Below are 15,675 nucleotides of genomic sequence, written 5' to 3' on the forward strand. Positions count from 1 at the left end.
CGGCTCCGGGCGCCGGGCGGGGTCAGTGGCCGACCGGGCCCATCACGATGACCGGGTGGAGGGCCGGGTCGAGGGTGCGCAGCAGTGCGCGCATCACCTCGGGCTTGAGGCTGACGCAGCCCTGGGTGGGGCCGTCGTGGTCGACGTGCAGCCAGACGCCGCCGCCCTTGGCGTCGCCCAGGGGCCGCCGGCCGTCCAGCGGGGACGAGCCGGGGACGCGGTTGTAGTTGATGGCGATGACGTAGTCGAAGGCGCCGGCCAGCGGCTCGCCCTCGACGCCGGTGCCGTGCGCGACGAAGCTGCTGTTGTGGTCGTAGGGGAGCTTGGTGCCCTCGGGTGCGGGCAGTCGGCCGCCGGCGTCGGTGAGGGTGTAGACGCCCTGGGGGGAGCGCAGGTCGCCGTAGCGGTGCTGGGTGGTCCATCCGTGGGCGGCGTTGTGCGCGGACCAGACGGGCCCGGCCTCCCAGTAGTCCGAGCCCTCCGCGCGGGTGTAGAGGACGACCCGCGAGTCGTACGAGTCGGCGCCCTTGCCGGTGACGACGAGGACCTGGCGGGTGTTGGCCGGTATGCGCTTGCGGGCGGCGTCGCTGAGGTCCGGGATGGTGCGCAGTCCGCGGGCGGTGTCCGGCGCGGGCTGGTGGGGCGCCGGGGTGTTCGGGCCGGCGACCGTCCGGGCCGCACCGCTCTTGGCGTCCGGCCGGCCGTTGTGGTCGTCGCCCGAAGCCGGCCAGGCCCACAGGGCGGTGCCGACCAGCGTGGAGAGCGCGAGGCCGCCGACGGCCTTGCTGCGCCGGGACAGTCTCCTGCGCGCACGGGACTGGGCGTGGCGGGCTGCCATGTCTGGCGTCTCCTCAGGTACGGACGGGTGGACGGCCCGTGGGCCGCTGCGGGACCGCAGAGCCCCCAGGCATAAAAAGGGCAATCTGCACCCTACCGCGTTCCGCTGGGGCCGCTTCCGTGGGCCGTGGTGAACGGTAGAGGGCATGAGGAAGACGCCGCACGCCGCGTGGACCTTTGATAGGGGAATGCAGGGATTGGCCGCGAGCGCGCGCTGTGTGACGTGCCGCGGAGCGCGTGGCGGGGTGGCCCGAAGTTGGCCGGAATGCGACCCAAGTCCACTCTGGGAGAAGTCAGTTGACTGGCCGAGTCGCCGGGTGCGTCCGGTGCTTTCCGGCCGCTCGGGGAAGCGGTCCGCCGGCCGGGCGCGGCGGGCAGCGCGTACGGCCGTTCGGCACGCTTACGGGGGACGGCGCGCCGGGCGGGCGCCGCTCACACCCGTAGCCGGGATGGGCCGACCGGCGGCCGCTACTCCTCCTCCAGGGCGGTGCCCTGGCGGGCCGTCAGGGTGACGCCCACCGCCACCGTGGCGGCCGCCACCAGACCCGCCAGCGGAACCGCGACACGCCCGGCGGCCGTGCACGCCAGAACCAGAACGGCGGACACCGGCAGGACCAGTTGCTGGGCGAGCCCGCGCTTCTGGTGGCGGGAGTGGATCAGCCACACCGTGAACAGGTAGAGCGCGCCCGGCACCGTGACACAGGCCGCCGCCGCGTACGCCGAGAGGTGCGCGCCGCCGGCCGACTGCTCCACCGCGACCTCGATGCCCGCGCCGACCGCCGCGGCCGAGCAGAACACCAGGTAGTGGCCGTACCCCCACAGGAACGCCTGGCGGTTGGAGCGGAGGTGCAGGTGGATGGGGACCGCGAAGTAGATCCAGTACGCCGCGAAGACCAGCAGCAGGCCGCCGGCGGCGATCGGCAGCAGCGTGCCCAGGGCGTGGTGCTCGTCGAGCGCCGACTGCACGGCCACGGTCGCCGCGGAGACCGTCTCGCCCAGCACGATGAGGGTGAACAGGCCGTAGCGCTCGGCGATGTGGTGCGGGTGCCAGCTCGTCTCCCGCCTACGTTCGGCGAGCGCCGGGACCGACAGCTCCAGCAGGCCCATCACGAGGAACACCCACGGCGCGTCGCCCGGCGGCAGGAACAGCAGCGCCAGCCAGCCGACCTGGCAGAGCGTCACGCCGAGGGCGTAGTGGAGCGCGGTGCGCCGTTCGATGCCCCGGGCCCCGTGCGCGGCCCGCAGCCACTGGCTCACCAGCGCCAGCCGCATCACCAGATAGCCGAACCACACCAGCCGGAAGTCGCCGTGGTCGAAGGCCCGCGGGACGCCGGCGGCCAGGATGAGGACACCGGCGATCTGAACGAGCGTCACCACCCGGTACAGCACGTCGTCGGTGTCATACGCCGACGAGAACCAGCTGAAGTTGACCCACGCCCACCAGATGGCGAAGAACAGCATCAGATAGCCGGCCACGCCGTGTCCCGGATGGCCCTCGGCGAGGGCGTGCACCAGTTGGCGGCCGGCCTGGGCGACCGCCACCACGAAGCACAGGTCGAAGAAGAGCTCCAGTGGGGTGGCGGCGCGATGCGCCTCGTCGCGGCTGCGTGCCCGCATCAGAACCGTCACGTCGCCCCAGCCCCTCTCGTCGGCCGCCGGTGGAGTGGCCCTCAGTAGAGCGCGGAGCCGGCGGCGACGGGGGCAACGGGGCGCGGCGTGTCGGGGCGGGCCGGGCAGCCCTAGTCGGCCACCGCCTCCACGATCGACGCGAAGCCCGGCGTCGGGAGCACCCGCGTCAGCCGGAAGTCGGCGGCCGCCAGCAGCGCCGCGAACTCGTCCGCGTTGCGTTCCCGGCCGTCGAAGACCGTCAGCATGGCGATGTCCATGGTCTTGCCGAAGTGCGGGGCGTTCCCCGGCGGCAGTACGCAGTCGACGACCAGGAGGCGGCGGCCGGGCGCCATCGCCGTACGGCAGCTGCGCAGGATGCGGCGGCAGGCGTCGTCCGGCCAGTCGTGCAGCACGTGTTTGAGGACGTAGAGGTCGCCGCCCTCCGGGACCGCGGTGAAGAAGTCGCCCTCCTGGGTGCGCCAGCGGCCCTTGAGCTCGTCGCCGTCCAGCAGGTGGTGGGCCAGCGGCGGCGCCAGGTCGAAGAGGACGCCGGTCAGCTGCGGGTGGCGGCCCAGCACCGCGCGCAGCAGACCGCCGCGGCCGCCGCCGACGTCGACGACGGTGCCGGTCTCGGGGAAGGGATAGACGGCGGCCACCGCGTCGTCCACCGGGGCGGCCAGCGACGCCGTCCCGTCGTCGAAGAGCGTGCGCCTGGCCGGATCCGACTCCAGATGGGCGAAGAGCGGCGTGCCGAAGAGCCGCTCGAAGGCCGCGCCGCCGTGCCGTACCGCCTCGGTCAGGCCGGCGGAGGTCCGCAGGAACAGGTCGTCGGTGAGCATCATGACGGCGGGGTGCAGCGAGTCGGGCACGTCGGTGCGCAGCTGCCGGGCGGCCGGCGTCAGCTGATAGGCGCCCGCGGTGTCCTCGCGGAAGATGCCGCGGGCGGCGAGGTAGCGCAGGACGCGGCGCAGGTGCGGGGCGTGGGTGTCGGTGGCGGCGGCCAGTTGCTCGGGGGTGCGCGGGCCCGCGGTGAGCCGGTCGGCGATGCGGTAGTGGGCGGCGGTGCGCAGCGCGGCGGAGAAGAGATGGCCCATGGCCTGGTCCATGAGGTGGGTCGCGAGATCGGCCGGCTGGTCCGCCGGTCGGGTGGGTGAAGTGGCCAACGTCAGCCTCCGGTCGTCGGCTTGGGGATGCGCTGCGCCACGTCGCAGGCATGGTGATCCACGGTTGCAGGCGGGGGCGGTGGTGTCACGGGGGACCGGGCACCGACCCGCTGCGTACCGGCCAGCGCGGGACGCCCCGGCCGGCGGGAACGGAACCGGGCGCGCCACGGGAACGCGCCGGCCCGAGGGGCAGACGGCGGCGCCCGCACATGGTCGAATGCGCGTATGAGCGACCGTGACCATGCCCTCGCCTCCTCCGTCCTGGCACCGCTCGACGCCCGCCTCGCGGACCTCGTGGCCCTCTACGAAGACCTGCACCGCCACCCCGAACTCGCCTTTCAGGAAACGCGTACGGCCGCGGCGGCGGCCCGCCGGCTGACCGCGTACGGCTACGACGTGACGACCGGCATCGGCGGCACCGGCGTCACCGGGGTGCTGCGCAACGGCCCCGGCCCGGTGGTCCTGCTGCGCGCCGACATGGACGCGCTGCCGGTCACCGAGAACTCCGGGGTGCCGTACGCCTCCACCGTCCCGGGACGGATGCACGCCTGCGGGCACGACGTCCATGTGGCCTGTCTGCTGGGGGCCGCCGACCTGCTGGCCGCGGGCCGCGCGCACTGGTCCGGGACGCTGGTGGTGCTGTTCCAGCCTGCCGAGGAGGCCGGCAAGGGCGCCCGCGCCATGCTCGACGACGGCCTGTACAGCAAGGGCCTGGTGCCCACGCCCGATGTGGTGCTGGCGCAGCACGTCGCCCCGTTCGGCGCGGGGGTGATCGCGTACTGCCCGGGGGCCTGTATGGCCGCCGTCGACACGTTGGAGATCACCTTCCACGGGACCGGCGGCCACGGGTCGCAGCCGGAGACGACGGTGGACCCGATCCTGATGGCGGCGGCGTTCGTGCAGCGGGTGCAGTCGGTGGTGGCGAGGGAGGTCGCCGCGAAGGAGCGGGCGGTGGTCACGGTCGGCGCGTTCCACGCCGGGGACAGCGCCAACGTGATCCCGGACCGGGCCGTCGTCCGGCTCAGCGTCCGCAGCTTCGACCCGAACGTGCGGACCACCGTGCTGGCCGCCGTCGACCGGATCGCGCGGGCCGAGGCGGCCGCGTCCGGCGCACCGCGGGAACCGGAGACCAGGGTGATCGACTCGCTCCCGGTGACGGTCAACGACACGGCGGTGCTGACGGAGGTCAACGCGAGCTTCACCCGGCTCTTCGGCGAGCAGCGGGTGTTCGCGTACGAGCCGGCGACCGGCAGCGAGGACGCGGGACTGCTGGCGAGCGCCGCCGGGGCGCCGCTGTACTACTGGTGGCTGGGCGGCTGGGACCCGGACGAGTTCCGCACCGCGCTGGCCGCCGGGCGGCTGGCCCAGGACATCCCCTCCAACCACTCGCCGCAGTTCGTCCCGCTGCCCCGGCCGACCCTGGCCACGGGCGTGCAGGCGCTGACGGCCGCGGCGCTGAACCGGCTGGACGGCCGGCGCTGAACCGGCTGGGCGGGGCGTAACCGGGAGAGGCCACCGCACCCTGGGGAGAAGGCCGTTGACCTTGTCCCAGGGGGAAGGCCCAGCATCGGCGGGGCCGGGCGAGGTGCCCGGCACGAGGAGGACGGCCGCCGTCCGCCGGCGGCGACGGCGCGTGGAGGAGCACCAGGTGGACGGGGCACACCGCAGGGACGAGGCAGACCGCAGGGACGGGGAACTGCTGACGATCGGGGCGTTCGCACGGGCGTCCCGGCTCTCGCCGAAGGCGCTGCGCCTCTACGACGAGCTCGGTCTGCTGACCCCCGTCCACGTCGACCCCTTCAGCGGCTACCGCCACTACGCCCCGGCCCAGTTGGAGCGTGCCCGGCTGGTGGCCTGGCTGCGCCGGCTCGGCATGCCGCTGGCCCGCATCCGCGAGGTGTGCGAGCTGGCGCCGGGCGCCGCGGCCGGGGCGGTCGCCGCGTACTGGGCGCAGGTCGAGGCCGATGTCGCCGACCGCCGGGACCTGGCCGCCTTCCTCGTGGACCAGCTGAAACGGAAGGACACCACGATGACCCGACCCCTGGACCCCACGACCCCGTTGACGATGCGCTGCGCCGCCCTCACGGACCGAGGGCTGGTGCGCACCGCCCAACAGGACGCGGCCTACGCCGGCCCGCACCTGCTGGCGGTCGCCGACGGCTACGGCCCCCAGGGCGGCCCGGCCGCCACCGCCGCCATCAAGGCGCTGAAGCCCCTGGCGGACCAGGATCTGACCGCCGCCGACCTGCTCACCGTCCTGGAGGAGGCGGCCCGGGACGCCCACCGTGCCGCGCCGACGGCCGACGAGCCGACCGGCAGCACCCTCACCGCGCTGCTGCGCTCCGGCCCCCGGCTGGCGCTGCTGCACATCGGGGACTCGCGGGCCTACGTCCTGCGGGACTCCGGGCTCGTCCGCCTCACCCACGACCACAGCCTGGTGCAGTCCCTCATCGACGAGGGCCGGCTCACGCCCGAGGAGGCGCCGTCGCATCCGCAGCGCGCCGAGCTGCTGCGGTCCCTGGACGCCGGCGCCGACTTCGCCCCGGACCTCCAACTGCTCGACGCCCGGCCCGGTGAGCGCTATCTGCTCTGCACCGACGGCCTGACCGGCGTCGTCCCGCCCGACGCGATCCGCGAGACCCTCGCCGGCGCGGCCACCCCGCAGCAGGCCGTCGCCGAGCTGGTCCGCCGCACCCACGAGGCCGGGGCGCCGGACAACGTGGGGTGTGTGGTGGCGGATGTGGTCATGGTGGAGGAGGGGGAGGTGGGGGACGTGGGGGCGTAGGGACGTAGGGGGGCCGGCGGCCGCACCGGGCAGTTGACGGCTCTCGCCCGGGCGGCCACCGGCCCTCTGACCGGCCCGCCTGACCGGCCTCCCTGGCCGGCCCCCTGACGGTCAACGCGCCCCTACGCCCGCCCCTTCAGCATCCCCTGGAAGTAGAGCTGCGGCAGGCCGTAGCGCTTGAGGAACCACATGTCGGTGCGTTCCCGGGTGGTGTCGAGGAAGCGGAACGAGGGCGTGGGGCGCAGGTCGTAGTCGAACTCGGCCAGCAGCATCTTGTGCCGGGCCGTGACGAGGGGGCAGGAGGTGTACCCGTCGTAGCGGGCGGTGGCCGGGCCCCCGCGGAGTCCGGCGAGGAGGTTGGCGACGAGCACCGGGGCCTGCTTGCGGATCGCCGCGCCCGTCTTGGACGTGGGGAGGTTGGCGACGTCCCCCAGGACGAACACCTCCGGGAAATCAGGGTTCTGGAGCGTGTGCCGGTCCGCCTTGACGTACCCGTAGGGGGACTCGGGGTCGGCCAGCGGGCCGTCGGCGAGCCACCGGGGTGCCTGCTGCGGCGGTACCGCGTGCAGCAGGTCGTAGTGGACGGTCTCGGTGCGGCCGGTGGCGTGGTCGGTGAGCACGGCCGCGAGTTCCGCCCCGTCCACCCGGGTCAGCTCGCTCTGCAGGCGCACCTCGATGCCGTACCGGCGCGCCGTCTGCTCCAGGGCCCGGGCGAAGACCGGCACCTTGAAGAGCGTGGGCTCGGGAAGGACGAGAACGGTGCGGATGGCGCCCAGCACCCCGCGCTTGCGCCAGTGGTCCGCCGCCAGATACGCGATCTTCTGCGGCGCGCCACCGCACTTGACCGGCCCGGATGGCATGGTGAACACGGCCGTGCCGCGCCGCATCCGGCGGATCAGATCCCAGGTGTACGGGGCGAGGTCGGCCCGGTAGTTGCTGCTCACCCCGTCGTGGCCGACGGCCGACGCGAGTCCCGGCACGCCGTCCCAGTCGAGGCTCAGTCCGGGCGCCAGAACCAGCCGCCCGTAGGAGAACACCCGGCCCGTGGCGGTGGTGACCGTACGAGCCACCGGGTCGACGGCGGTGGCGCGCTCGCGCAGCCAGCGCACGCCGGGCGGGATGACCTCGGCCTCGGGGCGCAGCGCGGCGCGCAGCGGCGCCTGGCCGCCGCCGACGAGGGTCCACAGCGGCTGGTACCAGTGCGTCTCGGCGGGCTCCAGCAGGGCGATGTCCCGAAGGCCGGCACGTCGTAACCGGGCGGCGACCGTGATGCCCGCGGTACCGCCGCCGACGATCAGTATCTGGTGGTGGACGGGGGCGGGCGCGGGCGAGGGCGCGGAGTCCGCGTCGGCTGCGGACCGGGTCATGTCTGTCTCCTGACTTCGGGACGGGTTAGGGGCGTTGGGGTTTGGGCGTTGGGCTTGGGGGTTGGGGCTGCGGGGTTGGGTTCGGCGGACGGGGGCGGGGGGGACGGGGGACGGGGACGGGGGACGGGTTCGAGAGTCGAAGGCCGGGTGTTCGAGGTCGGAGTTCTGGGTCCGGAGTTGGTGGCTGGGGACTCACTCATCTAGAGATCGGGCAGTGAGGTGGCCGCCACGGCCAGGGCCAGGACGGTGACGAGGACGGCGAAGGACGTCGTGAGGGTCCGCGGGCGCAGGCGGCCGGCGAGGCGGTTGCCGAGCTGGCTGCCGACCGCGGCGCAGGCCGCGAGGGTGGCCAGCAGGGGCCAGTCCAGCGACCCGGTACCGGCCCGGGTCGCCAGCGCGGCCCCGGAGTTGATCAGTATCACCAGCAGCGAGGTGCCGACGGCGACCGGCATCTCCAGCCCCAGGACGAGGGTGAGGGCCGGCACGACGACGAAGCCGCCGCCCACTCCGAAGAACCCGGTGAGCAGCCCGACGGACGAGGCGGTCACGGCGGTACGCAACGGCCGTGGACGCCGGGGCTGTTGGGGCCGCCGAGAACCACGAACGGCCAGGGCCCGCCGCTCCCCACCCCAACCCCCTGAATCTCCTGAGGACTTGCGCACCCCACCCCGTAAGGACACCACCCGGGTCAGCCCCTTCGGCCCCCTCCGCATCGCAGCCCGCCGCCCCGCCTCCGTAAACCGTCCGTCGTCCCCGTCCCCGTCCCCGTTCCCGTCCACGGTGCCGCCCGCCGCCCGCTCGTCCCCCCGGGCACCGCGCACCACCATCCCCACCGCCACCACCAGCATCAACCCCGAGAACGCCACCATCAGCACCCCCGGGTCCAGGGACGCGCTCCAGCGGGAGCCGGCGAAGCTGCCGGCCGTCCCCAGGGCGCCGAACACCGTGCCCGCGGCCCACCGGACCCGGCCCGCGCGGGCGTGGCAGAACAGTCCGCTGACCGCGCCGACCGCGACCACCACCAGGGCCCCCGCCGTCGCCGCGTGCGGTGACTGCCCCAGCAGATAGACCAGGGCCGGCACCGCCAGCACCGAACCGCCGCCGCCGAGCGCACCGAGCAGCAGCCCGATCAGCAACCCGCAGGACAGCGCCGTCGCGGCTATGAGAACGGACACGGCGGCCGGTTACGCGGACGGCGCCGCGGCGCGCGGCGCGAGCGCGACCGCCCGGCTGGCATCGGACCACTCGGCGACGAACGCGAAGCGGTCGCCGCGGACCACCGTCTCGCGCCACTCCACCGCCCGTTCCCCGGCCCGCCCGACGCGTTCGATGGCGAACGCCGCCTCCCGGTCGGCCAGCCCGAGCAGCCACGCCTGCCGGATGTCCGGCAGGAACGGAGCGATCCGCTCCCGCCCTCCGGTGACCCGTACTCCGCAGCGCCGGGTCAGCTCGCCGTAGAGCGAGGTGTGCCCGAAATCGGCCTCCAGCAGGGGCTCGGCGAGATCGGCCGGGAGGTAGGTGGTGTCGTGGGCGAGCGGTTCGCCGTCCGCGAGCCGCAGCCGCTCCAGCACGACCAGGGACGCGTCCGGAACCAGCCCCAGGTGGCCGGCGACCGTCGCGTCCGCGGTCCGCTCCAGCCGCAGCACCTCGCTGTGCTGGTCCACGCCCTGGGCCTCCAGATCGCGGAAGAGGCTGTAGAGGGAGCCGAGCGGCTGCTGTATGCGACGGGCGCCGAGGCGGCTGGCGCGGCCGCGTTCGGCGATCACCAGGCCGTCGGCGCGCAGCTTGCGCAGCGCCTCCCGGACGGTGTGCCGGCTGACCTCGTACTCGCTCGTCAGCCGGTGCTCGGCCGGGAACTCCTCGGCGAACGCGCCGGCGTCCATCCGGCGGCGCAGGTCGTCCAGGAGCTGCGCCCAGAGGGGCAGCGGGGAGCCGCGGTCCAACGGGAGGGGCCCGTAAGGGGCGTGGTCGCCGGCACCCGCGTACGGATCAAGTCGGCGGTGCGCGCCCGGTTGTTCGGGCTGGGCGGGCGGCGTCATCTCGATCCGGTCCTCTCGTTCCGTCGTCCGGCCCACGGGGGAGGCTCGGCTTGTCCCCCCGCGGACCGGGTACCTAATGTACGTACATCCGTGCATCCGCACAACGGAGCGGCATACACGGTGCATTCAGCCGCCCACGCCGCCGGCCCGAGCGGGCCGACCGCCGCGCCCGGGCGCCGCACCCCTGGAGGCCCGACCGTGCACTTCGCGCAGTACTACCTCGACTGCCTGTCCCAGGCGTCGTACCTGATCGGTGATCAGAACACCGGACGCGCCGTCCTCGTGGACCCGCGCCGTGATATCGACGAGTACCTGGCCGACGCCGAGGCGGCCGGCCTGCGCATCGAACTCGTCGTCGAGACCCACATCCACGCCGACTTCCTCTCCGGACACCTGGAGGCGGCCCGGGCGACCGGCGCCGAGATCGCCTTCGGCGCGGCCGCCGAAACCGGCTTCCCCATCCGGCGGTTACACGACGGCGAACACATCTTCCTGGGCTCCGATCCGCAGGCCCACCCTGGGACGCGATCCGGCTCGGACCCCGTTCCGCATTCCGGCGTGACGCTCACCGTCCTCGCCACCCCCGGCCACACCCTGGAATCCATCTGCCTGGTTATCCGGGAAAACCCCGATGACGACATCCCGTTCGGCGTCCTGACCGGCGACACCCTGTTCATCGGCGACGTCGGCCGCCCCGACCTGCTGTCCGCCGCCGGGCACTCCTCGCAGGACATGGCCGCCCGTCTCTACCGCTCCCTGCACACCAAACTGCTGCCCCTCCCGGACGCGACCCGGATCTTCCCCGCACACGGCGCCGGCTCGGCGTGCGGCCGCAGCATCTCCACCGAGACCAGCTCCACCCTCGGCGACCAGCGCCGCCTCAACTACGCCCTCCAGCCCATGACGCAGGACGCCTTCGTCCGGCTGGTCACCGCCGAACAGCCCGCCACCCCCGGTTACTTCGCGCACGACGTGGCCCTCAACCGCGACGGCCACCCCCTACGGGACCCGGCCCCGCCCGCCCCGCTCACCCTGGACGAGGCGCTCACCGCCCGCGACACGCAGGGCGCCGCACTGCTCGACTGCCGCCCGTCCGCCGACTACACCCGCGCCCATCTCGCCGGTTCCCTGCACGCGAGCCTGGACACCAGGTTCGCGGAATACGCGGGCAGCGTGGTGGCCCCCGGCACCCCGCTCGTCCTCCTCGCCGCCCCGGGGAAGGAGGACGAGGCCCGCCTCCGGCTCGCCCGCATCGGCTACGACCGGGTCCTCGGCCATCTGCCCGACCCGGCCGGAGTCCTGGCGGCCGCCCCCGAACTCACCCGCCGCAGCAACCGCCTGCGCCTGGCCGAACTGCTCGACCGGCTGCGCCCGGACCCCGTGGAAGGCCCCCAGGGGGACGGTCCCCAGTTGGACGGCCCCCAGCTGATCGACGTCCGCAATCCGGCCGAGTACGCCGCGGGCGCCCTGCCCGGCGCCCGCAACATCCCGCTGGCCGCCCTCGCCGACCGGCTCGACGAACTGGACCCGGCGCGCGCGGTCATCCTCTACTGCCGCAGCGGCAACCGTTCGCTGATCGCGGCGGCACTCCTGGAGGCTCACGGCTTCACCGACGTCAGCGACATCTCGGGCGGCTACACCGAGCCGGCCAAACTCGCCTGACCCATCGGACACGCCCTAGGGAGGGCCGGAGGCGGACCCCGCACCGCCACCGGCCCTCCCCTCACACAACACCAAAGTCACATGTCAGTCACCTGACATGCGTCACATGTCACTCACCTGACATGAGACCCCCGCCCGCACTCTCGCTCCCGCCCCTGCCCACTCTCCCTTCCCATCCCCCTCGCACCGCCATCACTGCCATCACCGCCACCAGCGCGACCAGAACCGCCCCCGCCAAGCACCCCGCCGCCGGCACCACCAGCGACGGCAACGAAGCCCACGTCGACGACGCCCACGTCGACGACGCGTGCGAGGACACCGCCCCACCGCTCACGGGCACCGCCCCGCCACCCCCCGAACCCGTAAGGGCCAACCCCAACCCCGCCGTAACCGTCAGAACCGCCTTCGTGACGCCCGAAGCCTCCCCGGCCCGCTCCCGACGCACAACGGCCTGCGTCCCCGTAAGGGCCAGCCCGCCTGCCACGCCCAGCGCCGCCGCGGCCCCCGTCGAGGCCGCCAACAGCCCGAGCGTCCCCGTGAACGTCCCCGTAAGGGCCCTGGTGGCCCACAGCGCGCCACCGGCGAGCCCCAGACACAGCGCCATCACCGGCACCGCCGCCCCGGGCCGCACCCGCCCGGCCACCGGACCCCCGATTGCCAGCGCGGCGGCCGGCGCGAGAAATGCCAGCCCCGCCTCCCACACCGTCCACCCGCGCCCCTGTTGGAGCGTCAACGGGACCACGTACAGCAGCGCCACCGTCGCCGCGTTGGCCACCGCCCCGGCCGCGGTCAGCGTCACATACGGCAGATTCCGGAACAGTGCGAGATCCACCAGCGGCGCCGGCGCCCGCCGCTCGGCCCGTACGAACAGCGCGCCCAGCAACGCCGCCCCCAACGCCCAGCCCCAGGCACCGACATGTTCCAGCCACCCCGCAAGGCACCCCAGCGCGCCGGTCGCCGTCACCGCACCGGCCACGTCGAGGGGGTGCTCCGCGGCGGCCGGGTCGCGGGACTCGTCCGCCCGGCCGGCACACCACACCGTGGCCGCGGCGCACGGCACCGTCAGCCAGAACACCGCCCGCCAGGAGGCCGATTGGGCCAGCGCACCACCGACGAACGGACCGCAGACGGTGGCGAGCCCGGCCAGACCCAGGGCCCGCCCGGTCGCCCGGCGCGCCCCGCCAGGCGGGCAGGCATTGGTGAGCAGCGCCAACCCGGCGGGCATGATCAGCGCCCCGCCCGCGCCCTGCGCCACCCGCGCCGCCACCAGGAACGGCATCGACGGCGCCAGCGCGCAGAGCACGGCACTCACCCCGAACACCGCCGCCCCGACGACCAGCATCCGCCGCCGTCCCCAGAGATCGGCCAGCCGCCCGGCCACTGGCATCAACGCCCCGGCGGCCAGCAGATAGCCACTGACCACCCACGGCACCGCTGCCGGCGGCCCGGCCAACTCGGCCCGTACGACCGGCAACACCGCGTTCAGCGCGAACGAGTCCAACTGGACGCAGAACGCCCCGACGGCCAACGCCCACCGCGCCCAACGCCACTGCGACGTAGGCCCGTTCCTCGCACCCACGGCCGTGATCACACCAACCCGCCCTTCAGAAAAGTAGGAAGTGAGGAGAGAGAAGAGAAAGAAGAAGAGAGAAAGAAGAGCGAAAGGGAGGGATGAAGAGCACCGGACCGGGGCAGGAAGGGACGAGAACGTTCCGCGCTGCCGTGCGGGGTGCGAGAAGGGGCCGGCGCCGACCCCGTGGAGCCGCGTAAGGCGCCGAGTGGGCCGTACATCGGACGTTCAGCGATCGTTGATCGCCGATCTCCATGCTGAAGCGCATGTTGCGCCGTGTGATCTCAGAGCATGCCGATGACGCCCGGGAAGTGCAAGGGCCCGAAGCGTCGCACATCGCCCTTACGTGGAACGGAGAACCGGGTCGCGTGGAGGAGCTGACGCACGGCGCACTCCTGCATCAGGCCGAACGGGCGGCTGCCGCACTCGCCCGCTTCGGGGTGCGCGCGGGAGACCGCGTCGCGGTGCACCTGCCGCTGGTGCCCGAGTCGGTGATCGCCACCCTCGCCTGCGGTCGGCTGGACGCGATACGGACCACGCTGCCGGTCTCGCTGACCGTCCCCGAACTGGCCGCGCGCCTGGGGGAGTCGGGGACCGGGGTGCTGATCACGGCGGACGCGGCGTTCTGGGACGGTTCCGTGCGGCCGGTGAAGCCGGTACTGGACCACGCGCTGGCGCGGAGCACCGCCACCGGCGCCGGCCGCCTGCCGCACACCGTCCTGGTGGTGAACCGCTGCTCGCGCCCGGTCTCCTGGAAGCCCGGCCGCGACAAGTGGTGGCACGAAGCCCTCGCCGAGAACTGACCACCGCAGGACCGAGGGTCTGGCCATTCCGAGAACCGACCGCCGGGAGAACCGGCCGCCGCGAGAGCCGGCCGCTGCGAGAACCGGCCACCGCCTGGGCCGCTGCGAGAGCCGGCCGCTGACAGGGCTGTCCACACCGGGGACCGGCGCTGAGAGGACTGGCCACCCTGAGGTCCGACCGCACCGAGACCTGACCGCTGCGCGGACCGGCCACTCCGAGAACCGACCGCTGCGAGTCCTGGCCGCTGCGAGGTCCGATCCCCACGATCCCCGCGAGATCCCTACGGGGACCGACCCGCACCCGCACTGCCCCGCCTCACCGCCCCGATGGCGCAACCGACGGGCCACTCGACGGGCCGCCGGCCGCACGCGCTCCTAGCGTGGGAATTCCCGCCCCCGTACGGAAGCCCGGTAGCCATGCCGCACCGCACAACCCGTGGGCACTCCCCCCACCCCCACCCCCTCCCCGGTTCTGAACGCGACCGGCCGCTTGGCCGTGGGCGCGGTCACGCCGAGCACGGACCTCCCACCCGCCCGCACGGCACCCACCGCCCCCACCCCACCCCCACCCACGAAACCGCCACCTGGGCCCCTTAGCCCCACCCCAACCGACCACAGGGGCCAACCAGTCGCCAACGGGCTCCTCGCCCCGGCCTGACCCCACCCACCCGGCCTGATCCCGCCCAGACCCGGCACCCGTGCGGGACGCCCCGTCCTCCCCTTACCGCGCCCCCGTACCCTGAAGACGTGAGCACCGAGTCCCAGCCGCAGCCCCAGTCCGAGCCGCCCGCCCGGGCCGGTCAGGACACCCCCGCCCCGGACGCGGCGAACAGCGCCCCCGACACCGTGGACACCACCCCGGCCGCCGAGGCCGACGTTGCGGCGGTGCCCGCCCCCGCCACATCCACTGGCCCCACCACGCCCACCGCATCCACCGTCGCCAAGAAGGCCGCCAAGAAGACCGGCGGGAAGGCCGCGGCCCTGATCTTCGACGACCCGCTGAGTCAGCGGTCCTCGGATGACACCGATCGCGGCTGGGGCGAGCGTCCCACCGCTTCGGGCAGTGCGGCCGACCTCGCGCGCTTCCTGGACGAAAAACCGCCCCACCACCTCTGAGCGAGGCGCGGGGCGGCGAGGGCCGACCGTGGTGCCCGCTGCTAGTGGTGCCCGCTGCTAGTGCTGGGTCTTCTGCGCGATGATCGCCGCGGCCGCCGGCCCCGGAACTGCGGAGCTGCCGTCGCGCTGGGCGATGAGGGCGTCGCGGATCTCGGTGAGCAGTTCGATCTCGGTCGGGCTCGCCGGAGCCCCGTCGACCGGCTTCTTCGCGTCCTGATGGGCCTTCCACTTGTTCATCGGCAGGATCATGAGGAAGTAGACGACGGCCGCCGTGATCAGGAACGTCAGCGCCGCGCTGAGCACCGAGCCCCACAGGATGTAGATGCCGTCCACGTACTGGCCGGTCTTCTTGTCCACCGCGCACGTGGCCGTGAGGCAGGTCTGGTAGTTGTCGAGGTTCTTCGAGCCGAAGGCGCCGACGATCGGGTTGATGAAGCCCTTCACGACCGCGTTGACGATGTTCGTGAACGCCGCGCCGACGACGACCGCCACCGCGAGTTCGATGACGTTGCCGCGCATCAGGAATTCCTTGAATCCCTGGAGGACGCTCTTGTGCTCGCTCACCTGACAGCCTCTTTCCACGCTTGCTCCGGACGGTGCACCGACAATCAGCACCGCAACATACGGCAGGGCGGGGCAGCGGTGTCCAACTGCGCCACACGAACCGGCGAGCGACCAGCGGGCACGTGCGGATACCGGCGCGGATACCCGTACGGGGGCGGCGG

At 73.8% G+C, this 15,675-nt stretch carries 13 protein-coding genes; 5 read left to right on the plus strand and 8 right to left on the minus strand.

Annotated elements, in window-relative coordinates:
• Positions 1 to 22: 22 nt before the first annotated feature.
• From ACRAS8_RS20865 to ACRAS8_RS20875, 3 genes are all read right to left on the minus strand, one after another.
• Positions 23 to 838 (minus strand): L,D-transpeptidase family protein, encoded by an 816-nt coding sequence (locus ACRAS8_RS20865; protein WP_438487509.1) that lies wholly within the window; start codon positions 836 to 838, stop codon positions 23 to 25.
• 467 nt (positions 839 to 1,305) lie between these two features.
• Positions 1,306 to 2,466 (minus strand): low temperature requirement protein A, encoded by a 1,161-nt coding sequence (locus ACRAS8_RS20870; RefSeq protein ID WP_438487510.1) that lies wholly within the window; start codon positions 2,464 to 2,466, stop codon positions 1,306 to 1,308.
• Positions 2,467 to 2,576: 110 nt separating this feature from the next.
• The gene (locus ACRAS8_RS20875) at positions 2,577 to 3,608 is read right to left on the minus strand and encodes a methyltransferase (protein WP_438487511.1); all 1,032 of its coding nucleotides are present in this window, start codon (positions 3,606 to 3,608) and stop codon (positions 2,577 to 2,579) included.
• Between the two features lie 225 nt (positions 3,609 to 3,833).
• Here ACRAS8_RS20875 and ACRAS8_RS20880 point away from each other — a divergent pair, with 225 nt between their 5' ends.
• Both ACRAS8_RS20880 and ACRAS8_RS20885 read left to right on the plus strand, forming a co-directional pair.
• On the plus strand, positions 3,834 to 5,090 hold the full coding sequence (locus tag ACRAS8_RS20880; protein WP_438487512.1) for an amidohydrolase: 1,257 nt from the start codon (positions 3,834 to 3,836) through the stop codon (positions 5,088 to 5,090).
• A gap of 166 nt (positions 5,091 to 5,256) precedes the next feature.
• On the plus strand, positions 5,257 to 6,393 hold the full coding sequence (locus tag ACRAS8_RS20885; RefSeq protein WP_438487513.1) for a MerR family transcriptional regulator: 1,137 nt from the start codon (positions 5,257 to 5,259) through the stop codon (positions 6,391 to 6,393).
• Between the two features lie 122 nt (positions 6,394 to 6,515).
• Here the strand turns inward: ACRAS8_RS20885 and ACRAS8_RS20890 are convergent, their stop codons facing one another.
• From ACRAS8_RS20890 to ACRAS8_RS20900, 3 genes are all read right to left on the minus strand, one after another.
• Entirely contained in the window at positions 6,516 to 7,760 is a 1,245-nt protein-coding gene (locus ACRAS8_RS20890) for an FAD-dependent oxidoreductase (protein ID WP_438487514.1), read from the minus strand.
• Positions 7,761 to 7,960: 200 nt separating this feature from the next.
• A complete protein-coding gene (locus ACRAS8_RS20895) occupies positions 7,961 to 8,935 on the minus strand; it encodes a sulfite exporter TauE/SafE family protein (RefSeq protein ID WP_438487515.1) in 975 nt (324 codons plus the stop codon).
• A 9-nt stretch (positions 8,936 to 8,944) separates the two neighbouring features.
• The gene (locus ACRAS8_RS20900) at positions 8,945 to 9,799 is read right to left on the minus strand and encodes a GntR family transcriptional regulator (RefSeq protein ID WP_438487516.1); all 855 of its coding nucleotides are present in this window, start codon (positions 9,797 to 9,799) and stop codon (positions 8,945 to 8,947) included.
• A gap of 198 nt (positions 9,800 to 9,997) precedes the next feature.
• Between ACRAS8_RS20900 and ACRAS8_RS20905 the strand changes: the two genes are divergently transcribed.
• Complete coding sequence (locus ACRAS8_RS20905) at positions 9,998 to 11,461, plus strand: MBL fold metallo-hydrolase (RefSeq protein WP_438487517.1); 1,464 nt, start codon at positions 9,998 to 10,000, stop codon at positions 11,459 to 11,461.
• Between the two features lie 109 nt (positions 11,462 to 11,570).
• On the opposite strand, the gene ACRAS8_RS20910 is transcribed toward ACRAS8_RS20905, so the two are convergent.
• Positions 11,571 to 13,040, minus strand: a complete 1,470-nt coding sequence (locus ACRAS8_RS20910; RefSeq protein WP_438487518.1) for an MFS transporter — start codon at positions 13,038 to 13,040, stop codon at positions 11,571 to 11,573.
• Positions 13,041 to 13,342: 302 nt separating this feature from the next.
• On the opposite strand from ACRAS8_RS20910, the gene ACRAS8_RS20915 reads away from it, so the two are divergent.
• Complete coding sequence (locus ACRAS8_RS20915) at positions 13,343 to 13,834, plus strand: AMP-binding protein (protein WP_438490555.1); 492 nt, start codon at positions 13,343 to 13,345, stop codon at positions 13,832 to 13,834.
• A gap of 747 nt (positions 13,835 to 14,581) precedes the next feature.
• Positions 14,582 to 14,950, plus strand: coding sequence for a hypothetical protein (locus tag ACRAS8_RS20920; protein ID WP_438487519.1), 369 nt, complete (start codon positions 14,582 to 14,584; stop codon positions 14,948 to 14,950).
• 57 nt (positions 14,951 to 15,007) lie between these two features.
• On the opposite strand, the gene mscL is transcribed toward ACRAS8_RS20920, so the two are convergent.
• Entirely contained in the window at positions 15,008 to 15,514 is a 507-nt protein-coding gene (gene mscL / locus ACRAS8_RS20925; RefSeq protein WP_438487520.1) for a large conductance mechanosensitive channel protein MscL, read from the minus strand.
• Between the last annotated feature and the right edge of the window lie 161 nt (positions 15,515 to 15,675).

Origin of the sequence: Streptomyces sp. S186, assembly GCF_051603415.1 — a bacterium.
Taxonomy (GTDB): Bacteria; Actinomycetota; Actinomycetes; order Streptomycetales; family Streptomycetaceae; genus Streptomyces.